Here is a 23336-nt window from a genome sequence, read left to right as displayed (position 1 = left end):
GCCGGATCGCAAGGTGAGCGTCATCCTGCTCCCCAGCGGGGAGCAGGGAGAGGCGCTGCTCGCGCTCGCCGGCGAGTGGACCAGGATGGGACTGCTGGGCCCTGCGCTCTGGGTGCGCCCCGAGAACGTGCGGCGTGCGCGGTCCGGCCCGCCGCGCATCGGCGCGACGATCCTGGTGCTGGATCGCGAGCACCGACTGACGGCGGTCGATGTCGATCTCTTCGAGTCGCTGGCCAGGGAGAGCCTCGCTCTCGTGCGGCTCGTGAAGCTCCGCTCGGCCGTGCCGTCGCGCGAGGTCGACGCCGAACAGGATGAGATCGCCGAGCAGGTCGGGGAGTACCTCGTCAAGGCAATGCCCATGGCGGTGCCGACCGTCAGCATCGCCGATCAGCCGACGGACCTCTCGCGGCTGACGCTCATCTGCGCTCCCACGGAGTTCCAGTTGCAGCAGCGCGTCGACTGGGCGGCGTCGGAGTACGGCACGGTGGTGGTCGCTTCGCCGGAGGACCGCTCGACGCCGTGGTCCGGTGACGCGTTCGTCCGAGACAACGACCGGTTCGTCGGGTTCGCGCTGATGCACCTCGCCAGCGTCGCAGGGCTCTGGAACGGTGCAGGCGTCGGGAGCTTCGAACTCGTGCAGCGGGAGGCCTCCAGCCACCAGAGCGTGTGGGTGTCGCGCGTGTTCCTCAACGCCGTGATCACGGAGGCGCTCGGTCGTCGGACTGCGGCGCAGGTGCTCGATCTCGCGAGCCGAGCGGATTCGCTGCTCATCGATCCGAGCGCCGGTTCGCCGCCCACCGGGACGGCCTTCATCGAGGACGGCCTCGTCCCCGGCTACGTCGAGCAGATGGTGTCCGCATCGATGTCGCTCGATCAGGGGGCGCTGAGCTTCCATCCGATCGAGGAGGAGCGTCAGCCCGGCCGCGCCCGCATCGGCATCGGGGAGCAGCTCCGGCGCTTCGGCTCGTTCAGCGTCGACAAACTGGCCGCGATGCCGCGATGGACCTGGCGCTGGATCACCTCCCGGACGGGCAGGGCGCTGACCCGTCAGTTGCAGTCCGACGACGGCACGCACATCGTCGGCCAGGACTACGACACCGTGCTCGACGCGCGTGACGCGCAGCTCATCGCCCGACGCGACGCGATCTTCGACGCGGAGAAGGCTGCGCGCGCGGCCATGGCGGCCCCCGTCGGGGTCGGCGGTGTCCGGACGACACCTCGCCTGTGGGCGCGCCTGCGCGAACTCGTCTTCGGGTCTCTCGACGGCAGCTCGGATCTCACCGAGTTGGGCTTCGTGAAGATCGAGGAGAAGGTCCCGGTCTTCGGGCGCGTCTCGGATGTGTTCCCCGACCCGGACGATGTCTGGACGATCCAAGAGGGACCAGCGAATCTCCCGGTCCCGGTGGATTGGTACGTGCTCGCCTCAGGTGAACCGCGCACCCACCTGGCGGCGTGGGCGAACGCCGGTGTCGGCGAGGCGCAGCAGGCGGCGAACGAGGTGGCGGCGGCCGAGCACGCGTTCCGACTGCTCCCGGAGCCTGTCACCGCCACGGTGACGGTTGCTGACCCTGCTCCGGCGGCGTCCCCGATGGCCGCGCACGCGGTATCGGAGCCCGCAGAGGTGGCGGCCCCGGCCACGCCTTCCGCCGATTCCGACGCCGAAGAGCCGGCTGCTCCCGCGGAATCGGAAGCGGAGTCGGATTCCGGCGAGGGTCCGGATTCGGTGGAGGATGCCGAGGCGACGGAATCCTCGGACGCCGCACCGGATGCCGACGCGACCGACACGCACCGGATGACGGTTCAGGACGCGCCGGAGGATTCGGAGGCGGGGGAGCCCGCACCGACCGCTCCCGCACCGGCGCCGCCGGCGCCGCAGGCGGCATCCGCGCCCGAGACGCCGGAGCAGACGGCGAATCGCGAGCACCGCGAGCAGATGCAGCGCGAGATGCGGGTCCAGTGGGAGGATGCCAGGGCTCGTCGTGACGCTGCGGCAGCACGCGCTCGGGCGGCCGACGCCGAACGCCGCCGCCGTGACGACGCACTCGCCTCCTACGACAGCTGGGCGGTCGCCCGCGATCGCTCCTTCACGTGGCGCCTGCTCTCGACGCTCAACGCCGACCGCACGGCGGCGCAGACCGCGGTTGCCCGCTACGCCCGCGAGATCGACCGCCTGCGGGCGCCGATGCCCGGTGAGCTGATCCGCCTGCGCAAGGCGTTCCACCGGCGGGTGCTCATCGCCTGGCTCGTCATCGCCGCGGCCGTGGCCCTGGTCGAGCTGCTGCCGATCCTCGTCCCGCAGATGCGCGAAACCGTGAGCCGGGTGGGTTTCTGGTATCCGGACACCTGGATGACCGTCGCCCTCGGTGCCGTTGTCGGAGTGCTGCTGACGATCGGGTTCCTCGCGGCCTATCACCGGGGTTGGTCGACGTTCCAGCGTCACGTGGACCTCACGCACGCGCACCTCGAGCACATCTCGGAGGCCTCGCGGCACGCGAGGCGCGAGCTCGCGCGGCTCTCGTCGCTGCATCGTCAGACCGTCGATTGGCTGGACCTGCTCGCCAGGGCCGTGCATCACCCCTGGGCGATCCGACCGGAGTGGGAGTCGAAGCCCGACTACGAGGTCGCGCGGGAGTCACTGCCGTTCGCGATGAACATCGGCACCGTGATCGAGACGGACTACGCGGCCGCGACGCGACTGCGCCGGATGACCACAGAGCATCTGCTGCGCCGCGGGTGGCGCGCAGACGCGTTCCGGGATCTCGTGCGCGAGGTCGGCGCCGAACTCGGACAGGACGGCGCCTCGTTCGGCGTCGGAGCGCTCGACGACGACCTCCCGCACTCCTCGAACAACGCCAGACGGATGCTGCGCGACGCGATGTCGCAGGAGTCGGTCCTGACGCGCGTGGCGGCGCCACGCCTGCGGGAGCTGATGGGGGAGATCCAGCGGCATTCGCTGCACGGCAGCAAGCCGAGGGTCGCGGCGATCGACGACAACCCGCTGAGCGCGCTGGCGCACATGACCGATCCGGTCGGAATCGACGAGGGCATCGCCTGGGACGACTTCCTTCTGGACTCGCTGGCCGGTCGTCGGGAGCCGGTGACGCCGCTCAGCGCGACCTGGCTCGCCCAGCGGCAGGTGCAGGAAGGGCACCACGAGAACGTCACCAGCTATCTCGTGATGCCGGATCGCCTGGAGCGGCAACTGGGCTTCCACGACGGCGCGAAGGTCGTGACGGCTCCGTTCCGCGGTTCGGGGCGCGCCGGGATCGATCTCGTGTGGCGTGTGGATGTCGCAGGTCCCCTGCCGATCGGCGCGATCGGTCTGTGGGAGGCGGCTCCGCAGCGCACGGTCGCCGTCGAGATCGATCCGGACACCTACGACAGCGGCATCTGACGTGGCACCGACTCCGCCCCCGCGTCGGCCGGGGGACGACGTACGTGCGCGCGAGCGTGCGGCTCCGCCAGCCCGCCCGAATGCGGTGATGCACCACGGTCGAGCGATGCGCGGCGCCGGTCGACGCCGACGCGGAACTCCTCCGCGGGCGGGCGCGTGGTGGGGCGTCGGCGCCGCCGTCGTGATCGTCGTGGCGGTCGCGATCGGCATCGGCCTCGCGAACCCCGCATCGCCGACCGCGGCCGGACGACCGGCCCCGGTCGCGACGCCGTCCGCTTCCGCATCGGAACGGGATGCCGAGGCGACCGCACCCGCCGCGGCATCCGATCCCACCGTCGAGCCCGACCCGAGCGATCCCGAGACGCCGGCGCTCGGCATCCTGGCCGGCCTGGAGGCCGTCTCGGGGCTCGCGCCGTACGACTACGATCGCGACCTGTTCGGCCAGCGGTGGGCGGACGTGGATCGCAACGGCTGCGACACCCGCAACGACATCCTGGGCCGCGATCTGCTGGCCCCGGTCTTCAAGGCCGGAACCAGGGATTGCAAGGTGCTCGCAGGCGACCTCATCGACCCGTATGACGGGACGGCGGTGTCGTTCGTCTCTGGTCAGAACACGTCGGTGCTGGTGCAGATCGATCACGTCGTGGCGCTCGGATGGGCGTGGGGGCACGGTGCTTATGCCTGGAGCAGCGAGCAGCGCACGGTGTTCGCGAACGATCCGGAGAACCTCGTCGCGGCCTCACAGCGCACGAATCAGTCCAAGAGCGCTTCGGGGCCCGCCGACTGGCTGCCGCCCGAGCCGACGCTGCGCTGTGCATATGTCGAGCAATGGGTCGGGGTGCTCGACGCGTACGACCTCGGAATCGGTGACGAGGACCGCGCCGCCGCCCGAGCCGCGCTGCAGACCTGCTGATCGCCGTCGGGCTATGCCCGCCCGAACCGGCGGTGCGCGGCCTGCTTGCTCACGCCCAGAGCACTGGCGATGGCCTGCCAGGAGTAGCCTGCGGTGCGTGCCCTGCGCACCTGAGCCTCCTCCGAGCGCGCGATTTCGCGGCGCAGATCGGCGAGACGATGCAGCTCGGCGATCGGTTCGCCGGCGGGGTCCGTGGCGTTGGCGGTGCGGGTGTTCATGATTCGCCTCCTGCAAGTCAACTTACGTTGACGATCGACACCTGTCAATGTTCATTGACGATCCGATACTCGATGTCGTGATGGGATGGACGCATGCACATCCCGCCCAAGCTCGCTTCCGGTGACCGCGTCGCCGTCCTATCGCCCGCGTTCGCTGCCCCGGCCGTGGCGCCTGCGCTGCACGAGCAGGCGCTGCGTCGCCTGACCGAAGAGACCGGCCTCATCCCGGTCGAGTATCCGACGACCCGGCTGCTCGACGCGAGCCCCGAAGCACGAGCCGCCGACGTCAACGCGGCCTTCGCGGATCCGTCGATCCGCGGCATCCTCGCAACCATCGGCGGCGACGACCAGATGCTCGTCGTCCCGCACCTGGATGCCGGGCTCGCCTTGGCCGATCCGAAGCCGTTTGTCGGCTACAGCGACAACACCAACATCCTGAACTGGCTGTGGGGATCAGGCATCGCCGGTTACTACGGCGGATCGACCGCGGTGCACCTGGGCCCGGGCCCCGCTGCGGACGAGATCCATCTGCGGTCGCTGCGAGCCGCGCTGATCGACGGCGGCGAGCTCGAGGTCACCGAGCCGGGGGAGTCAGAGGACGTGGGTCGCCGATGGGAGGATCCCCGCGCGCTCTCCGAATTCGGCGATCGCTCGCCCACCGAGCCCTGGACGTGGGCCGGACCTCGGCTCCGCGTCGAGGGACGCACCTGGGGTGGGTGCCTGGAGGTGCTCGACGGACTCGCGTGGGTCGATCGGCTCCCCGCAGCATCCGATCTGGAAGGCTCGGTCCTGCTCATCGAGACGAGCGAGGAGCGCCCGAGCGCCGGCTGGGTGGCTCGGTGGCTGCGCGGGCTCGGCGAGCGAGGCATCCTGGCGGCCGTCGCCGGTGTCGTCGTCGCCCGCCCGCCGGTCAGCGACTTCGAGTTCCACCCGACGGATGCCGAAGCGCAGGCGCTGCGCGACGCGCAGCGGGACGCCGTGGTCGACGTCGTCGGCCGCTACAACCCGGATGCCGTGGTCTGCGTCGGCGTGCCGTTCGGGCACACGCGTCCGCAGTGGATCCTGCCGTACGGCGGCACCATGGTGCTGGACGGCACCGCGCGCCGCGTCTTCGCGCGCTACTGACGGCGGCGTTCGAATCGCTCGACTGACCCGTGATCGGGCCGAAGAAGGGACAATCGAGCGATTCGAACCGGGCGGGAGACCGCTACAGCGTCGCGCCGACCCCGAGATCGGACTCGTAGTCGTGGTCCTTGGTCTCCGGCGTGAAGATCAGTGCGATGAACGTGAGAACGCCCATCGACGACAGGTACACACCGACCAGCCATGGTTGGCCGTCGACCAGCGCCCACAGCGCCACCGCGATGAACGGAGCAACCGCGGCACCGAGGATCGACGACACGTTGTAGGCGATCGCGGATCCGGAGTAGCGGACGTTCGTCGGGAACAGTTCGGGCAGGAGGGCTCCCATCGGCCCGAACGTCGTGCCCATCAGCATGAAGCCGAAGATCAGGAACGCCTGCGTCAGCGCGCCGGTGAACTTCGGATCGGTCTGCGGCAGCAGGAACGTGTTGAACAGCAGACCGAACACGATGATCGCACCAGTGGTCCACAGCAGCAGCTTGCGGCGGCCGATGGCGTCGGCGATCGGCCCTGAGAGCAGCGTGAAGATGCCGAAGAACACGACGCCGATGATCTGCATGAGCACGAAGTCGGTGTAGCCGAAGCCGAGGCCGGGGTAGAACTGCGCGGCGAACGCGGCGGGATCGAACGCCTTGCCCGTGGCCTCGGCCGCAGCCGCAGCGGCGGCGGACGCGGTCTCGAGGTCGGCCGCCTTGGTGCCGTAGGTGAGCGTGAAGTTCGTCATCAGATAGAACAGCACGTAGGTCGCGAGCATGATGAACGTGCCCAGGATCAGCTGCTTCCAGTGGAACCGGAACACGGTCACCAGCGGGAGCTTGCGGATCGCACCCGAGTCGGATGCCTTCTTGAACGTGTCGGACTCGACGAGCTTCAGACGCACCCACAGGCCGATGATGACCATGACGGCCGAGAACAGGAACGGGATGCGCCAGCCCCAGGCGAGGAACGCCTCGGACTTCAGCGCCGGGTTCTCGCTGTGCGGCAGCATCCAGTTGATGGCCAGGAACAGCACGTTCGCGATGATGAAGCCCAGCGGTGCACCCAGCTGGGGGAACGAGCCGTACCAGGCGCGCTTGCCCGCCGGAGCGTTCTCTGTTGCGACGAGCGCGGCACCGGACCACTCGCCTCCCAGCGCGAAGCCCTGTGCGAGGCGCAGGATGAGCAGCAGCAGAGGCGCCACCCAGCCGATCTGCTGGAAGGTCGGCAGCAGGCCGATCACGAAGGTCGCGATACCCATGGTCAGAAGAGACGCCACCAGCGTGGCCTTGCGACCGAACTTGTCGCCGAAGTGCCCGAACACGACAGCGCCGATCGGACGGGCGACCATCGCCGCGCCGAACACGGCGAACGACGCCAGCAGCGATGCGGTGTCGTTGTCGCTGGGGAAGAACAGCACGGGGAACACGAGCACGGCTGCTGTCGCGTACGCGTAGAAGTCGTAGAACTCGATGGTCGTGCCGACCAGGCTCGCGGTGATGACGCGCGAGCGGGGGTTCGCCGGCTTGGTGACGGAACTCATGGGGCCTCCGGTGTGCTCGTGTGGGGAAAAGAGCACACCGGAGTTTACGCCCGGCTGTGCATTCCCTGTGGGATTACGACGTGTCGCGTCACTCGCTGAGGTCGCCGAGGGCGGCCTCAGCGACGAATGCGGCGACCGGCTCCAGTACGTTCTCCAGTTCGAGCACGACGATGCGGTTGTCGCCGGCGCGGGTGACAGAACCGGGCACGAACAGTGTGCGCTGGGGCCCGTTGCGCCAGTAGCGACCGAGGAAGAAGCCGTTCACGAACGCGTAGCCCTTGCTCCACGCCGATGTGTCCAGGAACAGGTCAGCCGCGGCATCCAGCGTGAAATCGGCCGTGTACGCGACGGGGCCCTGGCCCTCGGCGGCGCTTCCGACAGCGATGCCCGCCGCGATCTCCGCCACGTCCAGCGGCGTCGACGTCCATCCGCCGAGCGCCACGCCGTCCAGCAGGGGAGCGGTGATCATGCCCTTGTGCTCACCCAGGCGGTGGTCGTAGTTCACCCGACCCTGGTCCTCGACGAGGATGCGGAGGCGCCGGCCGGCGGGCAGCTCGATGGCGCGGTCGTGACGGGTGCGCGCGAGCGTTCCGACGCGCTTTCCGTCGACGCTCACCCAGGCCAGGTCGCGGATCTCCTCGTCCACCTGCAGGATGCCGCCGGCGAAGCCCTCCGGCAGCTCGGCGTCGTAGCGCACGAGCGCGCTCAGATGCCCGAGGTCGTCGAACGAGGCCGGCTTCTCGGAGGCGGGTGCGGTGGCCGCGGCATCCGTCCACGTCCCCGCGGGCCGCAGCTCGACCGAGAGCTCAGGAGCGGGGCGTGCCGCGGGCGGGACCTCGTCGGGGACCGGCGCGTATTTCGCGATGACGTCGCGCAGGGCGAAGAACTTCGCGGTCGGGTTTCCGGCTTCATCGAGCGGGGCGTCGTAGTCGTACGAGGTCACCAGGGGAAGATAGCGGCCCTTGTGATTCGCACCGTTCGTGAGACCGAAGTTCGTGCCGCCGTGGAACATGTAGATGTTGACCGAGGCTCCGGCGGCGAGCAGGGCATCGAGATCGCCGGCCGCGGCGTCGACGTCGGTGGTGTGATGCACACCGCCCCACCAGTCGAACCAGCCGTCCCAGAACTCCGAGCACATCAGCGGCCCTGTGCTCTGGTGGCGGCGCAGCGTCTCGAGGCGCTCGGCGCTGCGGGAGCCGAACGAGCCCGTCTTGTGGAGCTCCGGGAGGCTGCCGTCGGCGAGCATCCGGTCGGTGGGCTGATCGACCGTGGTGAGCGGCACCTCGATGCCGCAGGCTCGGGTGAGCCGGACGAGCTCTTCGAGGTAGGCCTTGTCGGAGCCGTAGGCGCCGTACTCGTTCTCGATCTGGACGAGGACGACCGAACCTCCGCGATGGATCTGCCGCGGCTCGACGATCTCGTACACGCGCTCGAGGAACCCGGTGACGTCGGCGAGATACGCCGGATCGGAGGACCGCAGCGTCCGCTCATCGGCGTCGACCCAGGTCGGCAGGCCGCCGTTGTGCCACTCGGCGCAGATGTACGGACCTGGGCGGACGATCGCGTCCATCCCCTCGGCGGCGACGAGGTCGAGGAAACGGCCCAGATCGTTCCAGCCGGTGGCATCCCACTCGCCGCGGCGCGGCTCGTGCGCGTTCCAGGCGACGTAGGTCTCGATCGTGTTGAGCCCCATCAGCCGGGCCTTGCGGATGCGGTCCTGCCACTGGTCGGGGTGCACACGGAAGTAGTGCAGCGCGCCGGAGAGGATGCGGTGCGCAGCGCCGTCGCGGAGGAAATCGGTGTCGCCGATGGAGAAGGTGGTCACGTGCCGTGCTTTCGGAGAAGAGGGTGGGTCGGGGTGCGGGCGCCCGAAGACCGAGCGCGCGCACCCCGACCCTGGATATCACTTGTTGACGGAGAAGCCCTGCTCATTGCCGTACTGCTCGAGCGCGTCCTGCCAGTCCGCGAGGCCGTCGTTCAGGTCGGTCCCGTTCTGGTACGACTGGCCGACGGTGTCGCCGAAGATGCTGTTCGCGTACACCTGGTAGGGCAGGTAGTTCCAGCCCTCGACCACGTCGTCCGCCGCGGCGGCGAGCACCTCGTTGATCTTCTGACCGCCGAAGTACTCCGGTGCGTCGGCGAGGAACTCCTCGTCGGCGAGCTGAGCGGTGGTGGACGGGAAGCCGCCGGACTCGAGGAAGAGGTCGATGCTCTCCTCGCTGTTGTTCAGCCACCACAGGAAGCCTGCGGCGAGCTCCGGGTTCTCGCTCTGCTTCGTCACGGCCTGACCGCCGCCGCCGTTCTCGGCGCTGGCCGGCTGCCCGTCATAGGTCGGCATCGGGGCGACGCGCCAGTCGCCCGCACCGTCGGGGGCGCCGGAGATCAGATTGCCCGGCATCCAGGCGCCGATCACGAGCGTCGCGATGCTGCCGTCGCCGAGGCCGCGGAACCACTCGTCGCTCCAGCTTCCGGTCGGGGCGATGAGACCCTCGGAGACCAGACGGTTCCAGTTCTCTGTCCACTTCTGCGAACCCTCGTCGGCGAGATCGATCGTGACGTCCGTGCCGTCCGTCGCGAACGGCTGACCGCCGGCCTGCCAGATCATGCTCGTCGCGAAGCCCGCATCGCCGATGTCGTTCGTAATGTACTTCGTCGGGTCGGCGGCATGGATCGTCTTGGCGGCCTCGTAGTACTCGTCCCAGGTGGCCGGGACGGCCAGGCCGAGCTCATCGAAGACGGTCTTGTTGTAGAACATCGCCATGGGGCCGGAATCCTGCGGCAGGCCGTAGATCGCGTCGCCGTCGGTCACGGAGTTCCACGTGGATGCCGTGTAGTCGTCCTCGAACTCGGCGAAGCCGTATTGCGACAGGTCGGCGAAGGCGTCGGTCAGCGCGAACTGCGGGAAGGCGTAGTACTCGATCTGGACGACATCGGGGCCGCCGGAGCCCGCCTTGATCGCATTCTGGAGCTTCGTGTACTGGTCGTTGTTCGTCCCGGCGTTGACGACGTTGACGGTGACGTTCGGGTACTCCTTCTCGAACGCCGCGGCCTGCGCTTCGGCGGACGGCGTCCACGACCAGTACGTGATCTCGCCGCCGGCCTCGAGCGCCGCCTCGACCGAGTCGAACGAGCCGTCGCCGGCTGCGCCGCCGTCGTCGTCACCGCCGGTGCTGCAACCGGCCAGTGCGAGGGCCGCGACCGTCCCGGCAGCGACCGCCGTGAGGGTCCGCCGGAGGGCGGGGGAGGGAAGGTGCTTCATTGCTGTGTCCTTTCAGAGTGGTGCATTCAGAGGGAGTCGGGGGATTACTGCTTGACGCCGCCGGCGGTGAGACCGGACTGCCAGAAGCGCTGCAGCATGAGGAAAGCGATCACGATCGGGATGATCGTGAGGAGCGAACCCATGATCACGAGGTTGTAGATCGGCTGGGATCCGGCGCCGACGGCCTGCGCGCTCCACTGGTTGAGGCCGACTGTGAGCGGATACCATGCGGGGTCGGAGAGCATGATCAGCGGGAGGAAGTAGTTGTTCCAGGTCGCCACGACCGTGAACAGTGTGACCGTCACGATGCCGGGCGCCAGCAAGCGCATCGAGATCGTGAAGAACGTCCGGAACTCGCCGGCGCCGTCGATGCGCGCAGCCTCGAGCAGCTCGGTCGGGATCGACTCGGACGCGAACACCCAGATGAGGTACAGGCCGAACGGGCTGATCAGCGACGGGATGATCACCGCCCAGGGTGTGTTCGTGAGGCCCAGCTCGCTGAAGAGCAGGAAGGTCGGAACGGCCAGCGCCGTGCCGGGGACCGCCACCGCGCCGAGCACGATCGCGAACACCGCCCGACGACCGGGGAACCGGTACTTCGCAAGGCCGTAGCCCGCCATCGTCGCCAGAAGCGTGGCACCGCCCGCGCCGACGACCACGTAGAGCAGCGTGTTGCCCAGCCACCGCAGGAAGATGCCGTCGCGGTACGTGAAGGTCTCGACGAGGTTGTCGAAGAAGGCGAAATCGTCGGAGAACCACAGGCCGAACGAACTGAACAGCCCGGACTGCGTCTTCGTCGAGGCGAACAGCAACCACACCAGCGGGATGAGCGTGTACAGCGCGTACCCGATCATGACGACCAGCAGCGTCTTGGACTTGCGCGGGTTCAGCAGGTCGTTCTTCCTGCGCGTCTCGCGTGCGAGGGGGAGAGCCATCTCAGCGCACCTCCGGGTTCGAGCCGCGCAGCTGCACGACGTAGGCGATCACGGCGGTGATGACGCCCATGATGATCGCGATGGTGGCCGAGTAGTTGAACTGCTGACCGGCGAAGGACAGGTTGTAGGCGTACATGTTCGGCGTGTAGTACGTCGTGATCACGTTCGGCGCGAGCGGGCGAAGGATGTTCGGCTCGTTGAAGAGCTGGAAGCTGCCGATGATCGAGAAGATCGTGGCGATCACGAGAGCACCGCGCACCGAGGGGATCTTGATCGAGAAGATCGTCCGCCAGACACCGGCGCCGTCCAGCGCCGCCGCCTCGTACATGTCGGTCGGGATCGTCTTGAGAGAGGAGTAGAAGATCAGCATGTTGTAGCCGACGAACTGCCACGTGACGATGTTGCCGATCGAGACGAGCATCCACTCCTTGGCGAACGGCGTGATCGCGTCGATGCCGAGGAAGTCGTTGATGTTCGCCGTGAGACCGAACTGATCGCCGTAGATGTAGCCCCACATCAGCACGGCCACGACGGCCGGCACCGCGTATGGCAGGAAGATCAGGATGCGGAAGAACGATGCTCCGCGCAGGCGCGCGCTGTCCAGCGCAAGAGCGGCGGCGAGGGCCAGTGCCAGCATGATCGGCACCTGGATCACGAGGAAGATCGCGACCCGTCCGAACGCCTCCCAGAATTGCGAGTCCGTGAGCGCCCGCACGTAGTTGTCGAAACCGACGAATGCGGTGCCGCCGACGAGCTTGTCCTGGAAGAAGCTCAGATACAGGGCATAGAGGAGCGGGGTGAGGAAGACCAGGGCGAACACGACCATGAACGGGCCGACGAAGGCCCATCCCTTCCAGTCGCGCCGTTCCCGGCGTGGCGTGCCGGTGGCCGCTGGCGCTGCGGCGAGCTGTGTCGTCATCGACGAACCTTCTTACGTTGGTGGGCGCGACGTGCGCCGATATGTCAACGTCAACATATGCGATGCGGTGCTAGTGTGTCAACGTCAACACATGAACGGATGAATGATCGTGTCCCAAGAGCTTTCGGCAGAGTCGCCGCAGCGCAGACGTGAACCGTCGATGGAGGACGTCGCTCGAGCGGCCGGCGTTTCAGGGCAGACCGTGTCGCGTGTCGTGAACGCGCGCGGCTACGTCGGCGCCGCCACGCGCACGCGGGTCGAAGAGGCCATGCAGCAGCTGGGTTATCGGCCCAACAGCGCGGCGCGGGCGCTGCGCTCCGGGCGATTCCGGGCGATCGGCGTCGTCATGTTCTCGTTCAGCTCGTACGGCAATCAGCGCACGCTCGATGCGATCGCTGTTCGCGCGGCGCAGGCCGGATACGCGCTCACTCTCATCCCGATCGAATCCAGCGCGACCGAGACGGTGGCCGGGGCGTTCCGCAGGCTCGAGGAGCACGCGGTAGACGGCATCGTGATCGTCATCGAGGCGCACCAATTGGACGAATCGGCGGTCGAGATCCCCGCCGGGGTGCCGATCGTGTTCGTCGACTCGAGCAGGGAGAGCACGCGCCCGTTCGTCGACACCGATCAGGCGCAGGGCGCTCGGCTGGCCACGGAGCATCTGCTCGGGCTCGGCCATGAGACGGTGTGGCACGTGGCGGGTCCGGCGAAGTCGTATTCCGCCGAGCGTCGTCGGCAGTCCTGGCAGGAGACGCTCGAGGCGCGCGGATGCCCCGTGCCCGAAGCTCTCGTGGGGGACTGGTCGGCAGACTCCGGCTATCTCGCCGGACTCCGGCTGCGCGACAAGGCGGACGTGACCGCCGTCTTCGCTGCGAACGACCAGATGGCGATCGGCGTGCTGCGCGCGTTCCGCGAGGTCGGCCGGGACGTCCCCGGCGAGGTCAGCATCGTCGGCTTCGACGGACTGCCGGATGCCGCGCAGCTGTGGCCGCCGCTGACGACCGTCCAGCAGCATCCGGAACGCGTCGGCGCGGCAGCGGTCGACCTGCTCCTGGCAGAACTCGACGGTGAGACCACGACGTCGATGCCGCTGATCGGTACGGAGCTCGTGATCCGCGAGAGCACGGCTCCGCCGCGCCCCCGTTGACCGAACTCAGCCGCACGGTCCGTTTCGACTCGGGCCCCCTCGTTCGTTGAGCGAGCGGAGCGAGTCGAAACGCGTCAGCTGCTGAGTCGCGTCAGCGCCAGAGCACCGCGATGGCGGCGTTCGTGGCGGTCAGGATGCCGACCAGCCAGAAGATCGCCGGCGAAACCGGGGTTCCGCGCTTCTGCCGCGCCAGCCCGGAGCCGACCAGTCCGCCGATGGCGATCAGGATCACGAGCTTGACGCCGATCTTGATGTAGTTCGGCTCGACGCCCTCCGGCAGACCCCACGGGGCCGCGAGGATCAGGCCGGCGATCCCGGCGATCAGGAGACCGTACTCCATGATCTTGCCGAACTGCCGCTTCCCTCCGAACGCCTGCGTCGCCCACGCGCCGAACAGCGTCGCGAAGCCGATCAGGTGGATGAACAGGACGATGTGGCGCAGGGTCTCCATGACGCTCACGCTAGGCCTCCCAGCGCCGATGCGCTAGGTAGGTCGCCCTGACCTCGACGTCGACCTGGCTCAGCCGCGCAACTGCTTCACGAGCAGCGCCGTGCGGATCGCGGCATCCGCGGCCTCCGCGCCCTTGTCCTCCTTGGAGCCCTCGAGGCCGGCGCGATCCAGCCCCTGCTTCTCGTCGTCGAGGGTGAGCACACCGAATCCCACCGGCTTTCCGGCATCCAGTGACACCCGGGTCAGCCCGTCGGTCGTGGCCGCCGACACGTACTCGAAGTGCGGTGTCCCGCCGCGGATGATGACGCCGAGGGCGACCACGGCATCCGCTCCACCGGCGAAGGCGGCCTGCGCGGCCAGCGCCAGCTCGAAAGAACCGGGTACGCGGACGAGCCGGTGCGTGGCGTGCGCGGCGTTCAGCGTGCGCTCGGCACCCGCGATCAGGCCGTCGGTGATCGTGTCGTGCCACGTGCCGGCGATGATCACGACGTTCAGTCCGGTCGCGTCGATCGGCTGCTGCGGGGTGGGGGCTCCTGCGCCGCTCATGCCTTGTCCTTTCCGTTGGCGAGAGCCTCCGCGAGCTCCGCCTCTCCGATGATGTGACCCATGCGGTCGCGCTTGGTCTCGAGGTACTGGTGGTTGTTCGGGCCGACGCCGACGATCAGCGGCACCTGCTCGATGACATCCAGCCCGAGCTCGCGCAGCTGCTTCACCTTGTCGGTGTTGTTGGTGAGCAGGCGGACCTTCGAGATCCCGAGGTCGCTGAGGATGCCGGCGGCCGCAGCGTACTCGCGGGCGTCGGCGGGGAGCCCGAGGGCGAGGTTGGCGTCGACGGTGTCGAGGCCGTCCTCCTGCAGGCTGTAGGCGCGCAACTTGTTGATGAGGCCGATCCCTCGGCCCTCGTGACCGCGCATGTAGATGACGACGCCGCCGTCCTGCTCGATCGCGTCGAGCGCGGCATCCAATTGCGGACCGCACTCGCATTTGAGCGAGCCGAAGGCTTCACCCGTCAGGCACTCGGAGTGCACACGCACCAGCGCGGTCTCACCCGGTTCGCCCGAGACGACCGCGATGTGGTCGGTGCCGGTGACCCGGTCCTTGTACGCGAGGAAGCGGAACGTGCCGTGCTCTGTCGGGACGGTCGCGTCCGCCCGCAGGCTGACACGGCGCTTGCCCGTCGCGGATGCCGCGGCCGTCGCCTCCCGCGGATCCACTTCGTTCAGGTGGGCGATGAGCTGCTCGATCGTGATGACCGGGACGTCGTCCCGCTCGCCGAGCTCGATGAGCCCTGGCAGGCGCATCATGCTGCCGTCCTCGGCGACGACCTCGGCGATCGCGCCGACCGGGCGGAGGCCCGCGAGCTTCATGAGCTCGACCGCGGCCTCGGTGTGGCCGCTGCGCTCCCGGACGCCGCCGTCGACGGCGCGCAGCGGAAGGATGTGCCCCGGGCGGATGAGGCTCGTGGACGTGGAGTCCGGGTTCGCCAGGACGTTGAGCGTGTGCGCGCGGTCGTGCGCGCTGATGCCGGTCGTGACGCCCTCCGCGGCATCCACGCTGACCGTGTACGCCGTCGAACGCGCATCCTCGTTGGCCTCGACCATCGGCGGGAGGTTCAGCTGGTCGGCCAGGTCGGTGGGCATCGGGGCGCAGATGAATCCGGAGGACCACCGAACGGTCCACGCCACCCACTCGGGGGTCGCGAGCTCGGCCGACAGGATGACATCGCCCTCGTTCTCACGGTTCTCGTCGTCCGCGACGATCACGGGGCGGCCGGCGCGCAGGGCGTCCAGGGCCGCAGGAATGGTGGCAAGGCTCATCGCGAGCCTCCTTCCGGAGCAGAGCGGAACGCGAGCAGGCGCTCGACGTGACGGGCCAGGATGTCCGTCTCGAGGTTGACGACGTCGCCGACGGCGCGGACGCCGAGCGTGGTGGCGGTGAGGGTCTCGGGGATCAGCGAGACCTCGAGCCAATGGTCGGTCGCGTCGGCGCTGCTCACGGCGCTCACCGTGAGCGAGGTGCCGTCGATCGAGATGGAGCCCTTGTCGACGACGAGCGGCGCGAGGTCCGCGGGCACGGCGATGCGCAGGACGCTCCACTGATCACCGGGTCGAACCTCGACGATGCGGCCGGTGCCGTCCACGTGCCCTTGGACGATGTGCCCGCCCAGGCGCGCGCCGACCGGCATCGCCTTCTCGATGTTGACGCGCGAGCCGACGGATGCCGCGGCCAGCGCCGAGACATCGAGAGTCTGCTTCATGACGTCGGCGTCGAAGGTCTCCGGCGTCGAGTCGACGACGGTGAGGCAGACGCCGGATACCGCGATGGACTCGCCGTGGACGGCGTCGGCAGCCGCGCCGGGGGCGCGGACGGTGAGCCGCCAGCCGTCTCCGGACGGTGCGATGGCGGTGATCTCGCCGATCTCGGTGATGATTCCGGTGAACATCAGCTTCCTTCTTCCGTGACGGGGTGCGCGATCAGGAGCAGGTCTTCTCCCAGCCAGACGCGTTCGACGACCCTGAGCCGTCGTGCCTCGCCGATCGAGCCGACGCCGATGTCGGTGAGCGCGAGGCGCCCACCGCCGAGCAGGACGGGTGCGATGTAGGCGAGGACCTCGTCGGCGAGGTCTGCCGCGAGGAACGCGCTGGCGAGCGTCGGGCCGCCCTCGATGAAGACGCGCTGGATCCCGCGCGCGTGCAGGTCGGAGAGCACGGCGCGCAGGTCGTGGGTGTCGAACCGGAGCAATCCCTGCGGGTGCCGGTGCAGCGCCGCGGTCGCGGGGATCTCCCGCGACCCGATCACGACAGGAATCGGCTGGTGGGCGTACAGGACGTCGCCGTCACGCGCGGTGAGCGACGGATCGTCTGCGAGAGCCGTCCCCGTGCCCACGACGATCGCATCGGATGCCGCGCGCCGGCGGTGCACATCAGCGCGCGCCTCGGGACCGGTGATCCACTGACTCGTGCCGTCGTCCGCCGCGGCGCGGCCGTCCAGGCTCTGCGCCCATTTCACGGTGACGTGCGGGCGGCCGAGGCGCCCCGCTGTCAGCCAATCCGCCACGACGGTGCGCGCGGCATCCGCCTGCTCGCCGGCTTCGACCTCGATACCTGCGGCACGCAGGCGTTCGGCGCCGCCGCCGGATACGGCCCCCGGATCGTCCAGGGCGTAGACGACGCGGCGCACACCCGCCTCGATGAGCGCGAGTGCGCACGGCCCGGTGCGACCGGTGTGATTGCACGGCTCGAGGGTGACGACGGCGGTGGCGCCGCGGGCCTGGTCCGGCGCGAGGTGCGAGAGCGCGTCGACCTCCGCGTGAGCGGTGCCGGCGCCGCGGTGCCATCCCTCGGAGATGATGTCGCCGGCGGGGGAGAGGAGCACCGCGCCGACCTGCGGGTTCGCGCCCCGTGGTCCGCGGACGGCGAGTTCGAGGGCGCGGGTCATCGCCCGGCGCTCAGCCTCGGTCACTGCCATCCGTCGTCCTTCGTGAAGGCTCCGGGGTGGTCGAATGCGCGCGTACGCGCATCGTGCTGCCTCCCATCCGGACTAGCGAGAGGTCTCCCTCGCATCACCGTCGGTTCCGGATTTCCACCGGATCGGCGTCTCGGATGAACCGAGACGTTCGCGGACTGTCACCGCCGGTTCGGATTCTCACCGACCCCGGAGCACGTTTATCGCTCTGAGTGTACTCAACGCACCTGAGCGGATTTCATTCCGTGTCGGCAGGGTCATTTCAGCAACCGGGACAGTCTGCGGTCGGCGAGCACCTTGCCGCCGGTCTGGCAGGTCGGGCAGTACTCCAGTGAGCGGTCGGCGAAGAACACGCTGCGCACGGTGTCTCCGCAGACCGGGCACGTCTCTCCTCGGCGGGCGTGCACCTGGAAGCCGGCTCGCTTGGCGTCCTTGAGATCGGCCGGCGGCTTGCCGGAGGCCTCGGCGACGGCGCTCAGCAGGGTGTCCTGCAGGGCGGCGTAGAGCCGGTCGACCTCTCGGTCGTCGAGCGTGCCGGCGATCGCATACGGCGACATCCGCGCGGCGTGCAGGATCTCGTCGGAGTACGCGTTGCCGATGCCGGCGATCACGCTCTGGTCGCGCAGCAGCCCCTTGATCTGCGTGCGCCTGCCGGCGAGCAGGCCGGCGAAGGCGTCTCGTGTGAACGCCTCGTCGAGCGGGTCGGGTCCGAGGCGCGCGATGCCGGGCACGTCCTGCGGGTCGCGCACGACGTAGACGGCGAGCGACTTCTTGGTGCCGGCTTCGGTCAGATCGAACCCGCTGCCGTCGTCGAGCGCGACGCGCAGGGCGATGGGACTCTTGCCGGGCTTGATGAGCGTGGTCGGCAGTTCGTCGTACCAGCGCAGCCATCCGGCCTTGGCGAGGTGGAAGACGAGGTGCAGGTCGTCGCCGCACGCGAGATCGACGAACTTGCCGTGCCTGGCTGCGCCCGTGATCGTCGCCTCGTGCAGCGCCGTGTTCGGTGGATCGAACGTCTTCAGCGCGGCGACCGCTCCGACGCTCGTCTTCGTGATCGTGCGTCCGGCGGCGCGCTCGCCGAGGAAGTCGACGAGTCCCTGAACCTCCGGCATCTCAGGCATGAGGACATCCTGTCACCGGCATCCGACATCGTCACCCCCTGTGCAGCTCAGTCCAGCACGGGCCAGTCCACCGGGGTGCGGTCGTCGGTCGCCAGCAGGCCTGCGAACCAGCCATCGTCCCGGCCGCGAGGGCTGGTCAGTGCGAGCCTCTGGAACCCCTCGTAGCGGAATCCGAGCGACCGTGCCGTGCGTGCCGAGGCCACGTTGCCGGCCACAGCGCGCCAGCCCAGGCGCACCATGGCGCGATCCGCGAACGCCCAGTCAATAACCTCTCGCGCAGCCTCGGAGAGGTATCCGTGCCCGCGGGCCTCGGCGACCATCCAGAACCCGATCTCGGCATCCGTCCCTGCCGGGTGCGCGTTCACGTGGTGCAGACCGATCATGCCGATCAGTTCGCCGTCAGCACGGATGCTCCAGACGAACTCGCCCTCCTCGGCCCATCCCGTCGCGGTCAGCTCCACGAACCCCTCCGCGTGCTCGCGCGAGTACGGACTGGGCACGGTCGTCCACCGCGGGATCTCCGGGTCCTGGCAGGCCGCCTCGATGGCGTCGACATCGGATGCCGTCGGTGCACGCAGTTCGAGGCGGTCGGTTCTCAGCACGACGGGTTCCATCCCGGCATCCTATGGGACCGGTGTCGGAGGTGCGGCATAAGCTGGTCCGGTGACTGTTCCGGGGATTCTGCGCGCCTTGGAAGAGGCGTCTCTTTACCGCGACGCCTTGACCTGGGCGCAGACCGACGCCGATCTCGGTCTCGTCGACGGGCTCGACGCGCCCGCGCTCGCCGGCCTGCTGCGCAAACGGGCGCAGGGAGGGCACCCGGCGTCCCTGCTGGCGATCGCGCCCACCGGCCGCCGTGCCGAGTCGCTCGCGCTGGCGCTTTCGGCCTACCTGCCGGATGCCGAGATCCTCGACTTCCCGGCCTGGGAGACGCTGCCCCATGAGCGGCTCAGCCCGAGCCCTGACACCGTCGGCCGTCGCCTGGACACGCTGCGCCGCATCACCACGTGGACCGGTGAGCGTCCGCTCGTCGTCGTCGCATCGGTGCGGGCGGCCCTGCAGCCCATCGCCGGCAACCTCGGCGATGCGGCGCCGCTCGAACTCGTCGTCGGCGGGCGGGGCATCGAGCTCGAGCACGCGGTCGAGCAGCTCGTCGAGCGCGCCTACACGCGCGTCGACATGGTGTCCCGGCGAGGCGAGTTCGCCGTCCGAGGCGGCATCCTGGATGTCTTCCCTGCGGCGTCGGAGCATCCCTATCGTGTCGAGTTCTTCGGCGACGAGGTCGATCAGATCCGGGCGTTCTCGGTCGCCGATCAGCGTTCGCTCCCCGGTGATGTCGATCGGGTCGATCTCCCGGCCAGCCGCGAGCTGCTGCTCACGGTCGATGTGCGCGAGCGCGCTCGCGCGCTCGTCGGCGCTTTTCCCGCGATCGCGGGGATGCTGGAGAAGATGGCCGAGGGCATCCCGGTCGAGGGCATGGAGTCGCTGCTGCCGGCCGTCGCCGGCCCCCTCCAGTCCCTCGTGGAGTACCTGCCGGAGGGCTCGGCGACGGCGCTTGTCGACCCGGAGCGCTCGACGACCCGTGCGCAGAGCCTCGGCGACACGAACCGTGAATTCCTGGACGCAGCCTGGAGCGCCGCCACCTCCGGCGCCTCGGCGCCGATCGACCTCGGGGCCGGCGACTTCCTCACGGTCGCGCAGCTGCGCGAGGTCGTCACCGAGCGGGACGGCGTCTTCTGGCGGCTGAGCCCGTTCGCGACGGACGACACGGATGCCGAGAACATCGACGCGTCGATCATCCCGTCCTTCCACGGCAACGTCGACGGCGCGATCGCGTTCGTCGAAGCCCGCGTCACCGACGGCTGGCGGGTCGTGGTCATCGCCTCCGGTGCCGGACTCGTCGAGCGCGCGCGCGACGTGCTCAGCGACCGCGGCGTGGCCGCGCGCATCGTCGACGGCCTGGAGGATGCCCCGGCGACCGGCGTCGCGACGCTCGTGACGGGATCCGTCGAGAGCGGGTTCCAGGTGCCGGAGGCGAAGCTCGCCGTCCTCACCGACAACGAGTTCTACGGACGCACGATCGGCGGCGACCAGCGCGTCGTCAAGAAGCTCGCCTCGCGGCGCAAGAACGTCGTCGATCCTCTGCAGCTCAAGCAGGGCGACTACGTCGTGCACGCCACCCACGGCATCGCCCGTTTCGTGGAGATGACCCAGCGCGAGGTGTCCAGCGGCGGCCGCAACGCGACCAAGACCACGCGCGACTACCTCGTCCTCGAGTACGCGCCGTCCAAGCGCGGTTATCCCGGCGACAAGCTGTACGTGCCGACCGATCAGCTCGATCTGCTGTCGAAGTACGTCGGCGGCGAGGCGCCGGTGCTGTCCAAGATGGGCGGCAGCGACTGGTCTGCGGCGAAGGGCAAGGCGCGCAGGGCCGTGCGCGACATCGCGGTCGAGCTGGTGAAGCTGTACTCCGCGCGCATGTCGGCGAAGGGGCACGCGTTCGGCCCCGATACGCCGTGGCAGCGCGAGCTCGAGGAGGCGTTCCCGTTCGCCGAGACGCCGGATCAACTGCAGACGATCGATGAGATCAAGGCCGACATGGAGCGGCCGATCCCGATGGATCGGCTGCTGTCCGGCGACGTCGGGTTCGGCAAGACCGAGGTCGCCGTCCGCGCCGCGTTCAAGGCGATCCAGGACGGCAAGCAGGTCGCGATGCTCGTGCCGACGACGCTGCTGGTGAAGCAGCATCTCGAGACGTTCACCGAGCGCTTCGCCGGGTTCCCGGTGAAGGTGCGCCCGCTGTCGCGCTTCCAGACCGACAAGGATGCCCGGCTCACGCTGCAGGGACTCATCGACGGATCCGTCGACATGGTCATCGGCACGCACCGCATCCTCACCGATCAGGTGATGTTCAAGGACCTCGGGCTCATGATCATCGACGAGGAGCAGCGCTTCGGCGTCGAGCACAAGGACACGCTGAAGAAGATGAAGACGAACGTCGACATCCTCGCGATGAGTGCGACGCCGATCCCGCGGACGCTCGAGATGGCCGTCACCGGCATCCGCGAGATGTCGACCCTCCAGACCCCGCCCGAGGACCGGCATCCGATCCTCTCCTTCGTCGGCGCACGCAGCGACAAGCAGATCGCGGCGGCGATCCGGCGAGAGATCCTGCGCGAGGGCCAGGTCTTCTTCGTCCACAACCGCGTGCAGTCGATCCAGCGGATCGCCAGCGAGCTCGCCGAGCTGGTGCCGGAGGCCCGCATCGCCGTGGCGCACGGGAAGATGGGCGAGCATCAGCTCGAGCAGGTCGTCGACGACTTCTGGGAGCGCAAGTACGACGTGCTGGTGTGCACCACCATCGTCGAGACCGGCCTGGACATCTCCAACGCCAACACGATCATCATCGACCGCGCCGACAAATACGGTCTCAGTCAGCTGCACCAGTTGCGTGGTCGCGTCGGCCGCGGCCGAGAGCGCGCGTACGCGTACTTCCTCTACGACGACGGCAAGGAGCTGTCCGAGACGGCTGCCGACCGCCTGCAGACGATCGCGATCAACAACGACCTCGGCTCCGGCATGCAGGTCGCGCTGAAGGATCTCGAGCTGCGCGGTGCCGGAAACCTGCTCGGCGCCGAGCAGGCGGGTCATATCGCCGGAGTCGGCTTCGACCTCTACCTGCGCATGATCGGCGAGGCCGTGGCGACCTTCCGCGGGGAGGAGACAGAGACCGGCGGCGAGCTGCGCATGGAGCTTCCGGTGGATGCCCGCATCCCCGAGACGTACATCGACAGCGAGCGGCTGCGCCTGGAGGCGTACCAGAAGCTGTCGGCGGCAGCGGCGGCGACGGCCAAGGACGACGCGATCGACCTGGTCCGAGAGGAGCTCCTCGACCGGTACGGCACGCCGCCGGATGAGGTCGAGGGCCTCTTCGCGATCGCGCGTCTCCGTCGCAGGGCTGCCAAGGCGGGGCTGGCCGATGTCGTCGCGATGGGCTCGAACCTGCGCGTCGCACCCGCACGCCTGGAGGATTCGATGAAGATCAGGCTGCAGCGGCTGTACCCCAACGCCAAGCTCGTCGGAGGCGGAGAGGCGCTCGTCGTGCCGCTTCCGCGGCCCGGGGGCGAGGCACCGACCGATGCCGGGCTGCTGGAGTGGGTCGGTCAGCTCTTCACGGCGTTGTTCCCCGAGCCGGTGCCCGCCGCTTCCTGACATCCGGACGGATGCCGGAGTACGCTGACGGCATGCTGTACGAGCACCTCGGGGCTCGCCCCCGTATCGACGACACCGCCGTCATCGCGCCCACCGCCGTCATCTCCGGGGATGTGACGATCGGACCGGACTGCCAGGTGCTGCATGGCGCCGTGATCACGGCAGAGGGCGGGCCGATCACGCTCGGCGCTCACGTGATCGTCATGGAGAATGCGATCGTCCGCGCGAGTTCGGCCAATCCCGTGCACATCGGCGATCACGTGCTGATCGGCCCCGGTGCGTCGGTGTCCGGTGCGGTGGTCGGCGACGAGGTGTTCCTCGCCACGGGGACGCGCGTGTTCAACGGCGCCCACATCGGCGACAGGGCCGAGGTCCGCATCAACGCCGTGGTGCATCTGCGCACGGTGCTGCCGGAGGATGCCGTGGTCCCGATCGGGTGGGTCGCCGTCGGCGACCCGCTTCTGGTGCTGCCGCCCGATCGGCACGAGGAGATCGCCGCGGCCCAGCAGGAACTCGACTTCCCGGGGTACGTCTTCGGCGTGGACCGGGAGACCCCGGATGTCATGGTGCAGCTGACCGAGCGCTATGCCCGCTCGCTGGCCAGGCACGCGGACGACTCGCCGGCCTGAACCGGAGTCCG

The 23336-nt window shown here is 69.0% G+C and carries 19 protein-coding genes and 1 riboswitch; of the genes, 6 read left to right on the top strand and 13 right to left on the bottom strand.

Translation table 11 applies throughout. The features are described from left to right. Positions 1 to 13: 13 nt before the first annotated feature. Both ACI7YT_RS13625 and ACI7YT_RS13620 read left to right on the top strand, forming a co-directional pair. Complete coding sequence (locus ACI7YT_RS13625) at positions 14 to 3394, top strand: hypothetical protein (RefSeq protein ID WP_406246079.1); 3381 nt, start codon at positions 14 to 16, stop codon at positions 3392 to 3394. Between the two features lie 88 nt (positions 3395 to 3482). Next, positions 3483 to 4307 carry an HNH endonuclease family protein gene (locus tag ACI7YT_RS13620; RefSeq protein WP_406246077.1) on the top strand — a complete coding sequence of 275 codons (825 nt, stop codon included), beginning with the start codon at positions 3483 to 3485 and terminating at the stop codon, positions 4305 to 4307. 11 nt (positions 4308 to 4318) lie between these two features. Here the strand turns inward: ACI7YT_RS13620 and ACI7YT_RS13615 are convergent, their stop codons facing one another. Next, positions 4319 to 4525: an AsnC family protein gene (locus ACI7YT_RS13615; RefSeq protein WP_406246075.1), complete on the bottom strand. Its 207-nt coding sequence runs from the start codon at positions 4523 to 4525 to the stop codon at positions 4319 to 4321. Positions 4526 to 4618: 93 nt separating this feature from the next. Between ACI7YT_RS13615 and ACI7YT_RS13610 the strand changes: the two genes are divergently transcribed. Continuing rightward, the gene (locus ACI7YT_RS13610; protein WP_406246073.1) at positions 4619 to 5650 is read left to right on the top strand and encodes an LD-carboxypeptidase; all 1032 of its coding nucleotides are present in this window, start codon (positions 4619 to 4621) and stop codon (positions 5648 to 5650) included. Positions 5651 to 5732: 82 nt separating this feature from the next. Here ACI7YT_RS13610 and ACI7YT_RS13605 read toward each other — a convergent pair whose 3' ends face one another. From ACI7YT_RS13605 to ACI7YT_RS13585, 5 genes are all read right to left on the bottom strand, one after another. Beyond that, positions 5733 to 7187 (bottom strand): MFS transporter, encoded by a 1455-nt coding sequence (locus ACI7YT_RS13605; RefSeq protein WP_406246071.1) that lies wholly within the window; start codon positions 7185 to 7187, stop codon positions 5733 to 5735. Positions 7188 to 7275: 88 nt separating this feature from the next. Continuing rightward, positions 7276 to 9012 (bottom strand): glycoside hydrolase family 35 protein, encoded by a 1737-nt coding sequence (locus ACI7YT_RS13600; protein WP_406246069.1) that lies wholly within the window; start codon positions 9010 to 9012, stop codon positions 7276 to 7278. 78 nt (positions 9013 to 9090) lie between these two features. Beyond that, complete coding sequence (locus ACI7YT_RS13595) at positions 9091 to 10446, bottom strand: ABC transporter substrate-binding protein (RefSeq protein ID WP_406246068.1); 1356 nt, start codon at positions 10444 to 10446, stop codon at positions 9091 to 9093. Positions 10447 to 10490: 44 nt separating this feature from the next. Beyond that, positions 10491 to 11381 carry a carbohydrate ABC transporter permease gene (locus ACI7YT_RS13590; protein ID WP_406246067.1) on the bottom strand — a complete coding sequence of 297 codons (891 nt, stop codon included), beginning with the start codon at positions 11379 to 11381 and terminating at the stop codon, positions 10491 to 10493. Between the two features lies 1 nt (position 11382). Next, positions 11383 to 12300 (bottom strand): carbohydrate ABC transporter permease, encoded by a 918-nt coding sequence (locus ACI7YT_RS13585; protein WP_406246065.1) that lies wholly within the window; start codon positions 12298 to 12300, stop codon positions 11383 to 11385. A 160-nt stretch (positions 12301 to 12460) separates the two neighbouring features. Here ACI7YT_RS13585 and ACI7YT_RS13580 point away from each other — a divergent pair, with 160 nt between their 5' ends. Then, a complete protein-coding gene (locus ACI7YT_RS13580; RefSeq protein ID WP_406250582.1) occupies positions 12461 to 13447 on the top strand; it encodes a LacI family DNA-binding transcriptional regulator in 987 nt (328 codons plus the stop codon). A 91-nt stretch (positions 13448 to 13538) separates the two neighbouring features. Here the strand turns inward: ACI7YT_RS13580 and ACI7YT_RS13575 are convergent, their stop codons facing one another. The 7 genes from ACI7YT_RS13575 to ACI7YT_RS13545 form a co-directional block, all read right to left on the bottom strand. Further along, positions 13539 to 13898, bottom strand: a complete 360-nt coding sequence (locus tag ACI7YT_RS13575) for a Fe-S protein (protein ID WP_406246064.1) — start codon at positions 13896 to 13898, stop codon at positions 13539 to 13541. Between the two features lie 69 nt (positions 13899 to 13967). Then, on the bottom strand, positions 13968 to 14444 hold the full coding sequence (ribH, locus tag ACI7YT_RS13570) for a 6,7-dimethyl-8-ribityllumazine synthase (protein WP_406246063.1): 477 nt from the start codon (positions 14442 to 14444) through the stop codon (positions 13968 to 13970). Then, complete coding sequence (gene ribA / locus ACI7YT_RS13565) at positions 14441 to 15715, bottom strand: GTP cyclohydrolase II (protein ID WP_406246062.1); 1275 nt, start codon at positions 15713 to 15715, stop codon at positions 14441 to 14443. The genes ribH and ribA overlap by 4 nt, the downstream gene beginning before the upstream one ends. Then, the gene (locus ACI7YT_RS13560; protein WP_406246061.1) at positions 15712 to 16341 is read right to left on the bottom strand and encodes a riboflavin synthase; all 630 of its coding nucleotides are present in this window, start codon (positions 16339 to 16341) and stop codon (positions 15712 to 15714) included. Before ACI7YT_RS13560 ends, ribA begins: the two co-directional genes overlap by 4 nt. Then, a complete protein-coding gene (gene ribD / locus ACI7YT_RS13555; protein WP_406246060.1) occupies positions 16341 to 17366 on the bottom strand; it encodes a bifunctional diaminohydroxyphosphoribosylaminopyrimidine deaminase/5-amino-6-(5-phosphoribosylamino)uracil reductase RibD in 1026 nt (341 codons plus the stop codon). The genes ACI7YT_RS13560 and ribD overlap by 1 nt, the downstream gene beginning before the upstream one ends. A 49-nt stretch (positions 17367 to 17415) precedes the next feature. Continuing rightward, a riboswitch (FMN riboswitch) is annotated at positions 17416 to 17565 on the bottom strand. 55 nt (positions 17566 to 17620) lie between these two features. Next, a complete protein-coding gene (locus tag ACI7YT_RS13550; protein WP_406246059.1) occupies positions 17621 to 18484 on the bottom strand; it encodes an Fpg/Nei family DNA glycosylase in 864 nt (287 codons plus the stop codon). Positions 18485 to 18531: 47 nt separating this feature from the next. Further along, on the bottom strand, positions 18532 to 19098 hold the full coding sequence (locus ACI7YT_RS13545; RefSeq protein ID WP_406246058.1) for a GNAT family N-acetyltransferase: 567 nt from the start codon (positions 19096 to 19098) through the stop codon (positions 18532 to 18534). Positions 19099 to 19147: 49 nt separating this feature from the next. Between ACI7YT_RS13545 and mfd the strand changes: the two genes are divergently transcribed. Both mfd and ACI7YT_RS13535 read left to right on the top strand, forming a co-directional pair. Continuing rightward, positions 19148 to 22696 carry a transcription-repair coupling factor gene (gene mfd / locus ACI7YT_RS13540; protein WP_406246057.1) on the top strand — a complete coding sequence of 1183 codons (3549 nt, stop codon included), beginning with the start codon at positions 19148 to 19150 and terminating at the stop codon, positions 22694 to 22696. Between the two features lie 32 nt (positions 22697 to 22728). Further along, a complete protein-coding gene (locus tag ACI7YT_RS13535; RefSeq protein WP_406246056.1) occupies positions 22729 to 23325 on the top strand; it encodes a gamma carbonic anhydrase family protein in 597 nt (198 codons plus the stop codon). Positions 23326 to 23336 lie beyond the last annotated feature (11 nt).

The organism is Microbacterium sp. M (genome assembly GCF_045181065.1).
Lineage (GTDB): Bacteria > Actinomycetota > Actinomycetes > Actinomycetales > Microbacteriaceae > Microbacterium.
This window is presented reverse-complemented; position numbering and strand designations above follow the sequence as displayed.

Excerpts from the sequence above, each read along its gene's own strand:
- ACI7YT_RS13620 (WP_406246077.1), top strand. The coding sequence starts at position 3,483 with ATGCACCACGGTCGAGCGATGCGCGGCGCCGGTCGACGCCGACGCGGA.
- ACI7YT_RS13615 (WP_406246075.1), bottom strand. The coding sequence starts at position 4,525 with ATGAACACCCGCACCGCCAACGCCACGGACCCCGCCGGCGAACCGATC.
- ACI7YT_RS13610 (WP_406246073.1), top strand. The coding sequence starts at position 4,619 with ATGCACATCCCGCCCAAGCTCGCTTCCGGTGACCGCGTCGCCGTCCTA.
- ACI7YT_RS13605 (WP_406246071.1), bottom strand. The coding sequence starts at position 7,187 with ATGAGTTCCGTCACCAAGCCGGCGAACCCCCGCTCGCGCGTCATCACC.
- ACI7YT_RS13595 (WP_406246068.1), bottom strand. The coding sequence starts at position 10,446 with ATGAAGCACCTTCCCTCCCCCGCCCTCCGGCGGACCCTCACGGCGGTC.
- ACI7YT_RS13590 (WP_406246067.1), bottom strand. The coding sequence starts at position 11,381 with ATGGCTCTCCCCCTCGCACGCGAGACGCGCAGGAAGAACGACCTGCTG.
- ACI7YT_RS13585 (WP_406246065.1), bottom strand. The coding sequence starts at position 12,300 with ATGACGACACAGCTCGCCGCAGCGCCAGCGGCCACCGGCACGCCACGC.
- ACI7YT_RS13580 (WP_406250582.1), top strand. The coding sequence starts at position 12,461 with ATGGAGGACGTCGCTCGAGCGGCCGGCGTTTCAGGGCAGACCGTGTCG.
- ACI7YT_RS13575 (WP_406246064.1), bottom strand. The coding sequence starts at position 13,898 with ATGGAGACCCTGCGCCACATCGTCCTGTTCATCCACCTGATCGGCTTC.
- ribH (WP_406246063.1), bottom strand. The coding sequence starts at position 14,444 with ATGAGCGGCGCAGGAGCCCCCACCCCGCAGCAGCCGATCGACGCGACC.
- ribA (WP_406246062.1), bottom strand. The coding sequence starts at position 15,715 with ATGAGCCTTGCCACCATTCCTGCGGCCCTGGACGCCCTGCGCGCCGGC.
- ACI7YT_RS13560 (WP_406246061.1), bottom strand. The coding sequence starts at position 16,341 with ATGTTCACCGGAATCATCACCGAGATCGGCGAGATCACCGCCATCGCA.
- ribD (WP_406246060.1), bottom strand. The coding sequence starts at position 17,366 with ATGGCAGTGACCGAGGCTGAGCGCCGGGCGATGACCCGCGCCCTCGAA.
- ACI7YT_RS13550 (WP_406246059.1), bottom strand. The coding sequence starts at position 18,484 with ATGCCTGAGATGCCGGAGGTTCAGGGACTCGTCGACTTCCTCGGCGAG.
- ACI7YT_RS13545 (WP_406246058.1), bottom strand. The coding sequence starts at position 19,098 with ATGGAACCCGTCGTGCTGAGAACCGACCGCCTCGAACTGCGTGCACCG.
- ACI7YT_RS13535 (WP_406246056.1), top strand. The coding sequence starts at position 22,729 with ATGCTGTACGAGCACCTCGGGGCTCGCCCCCGTATCGACGACACCGCC.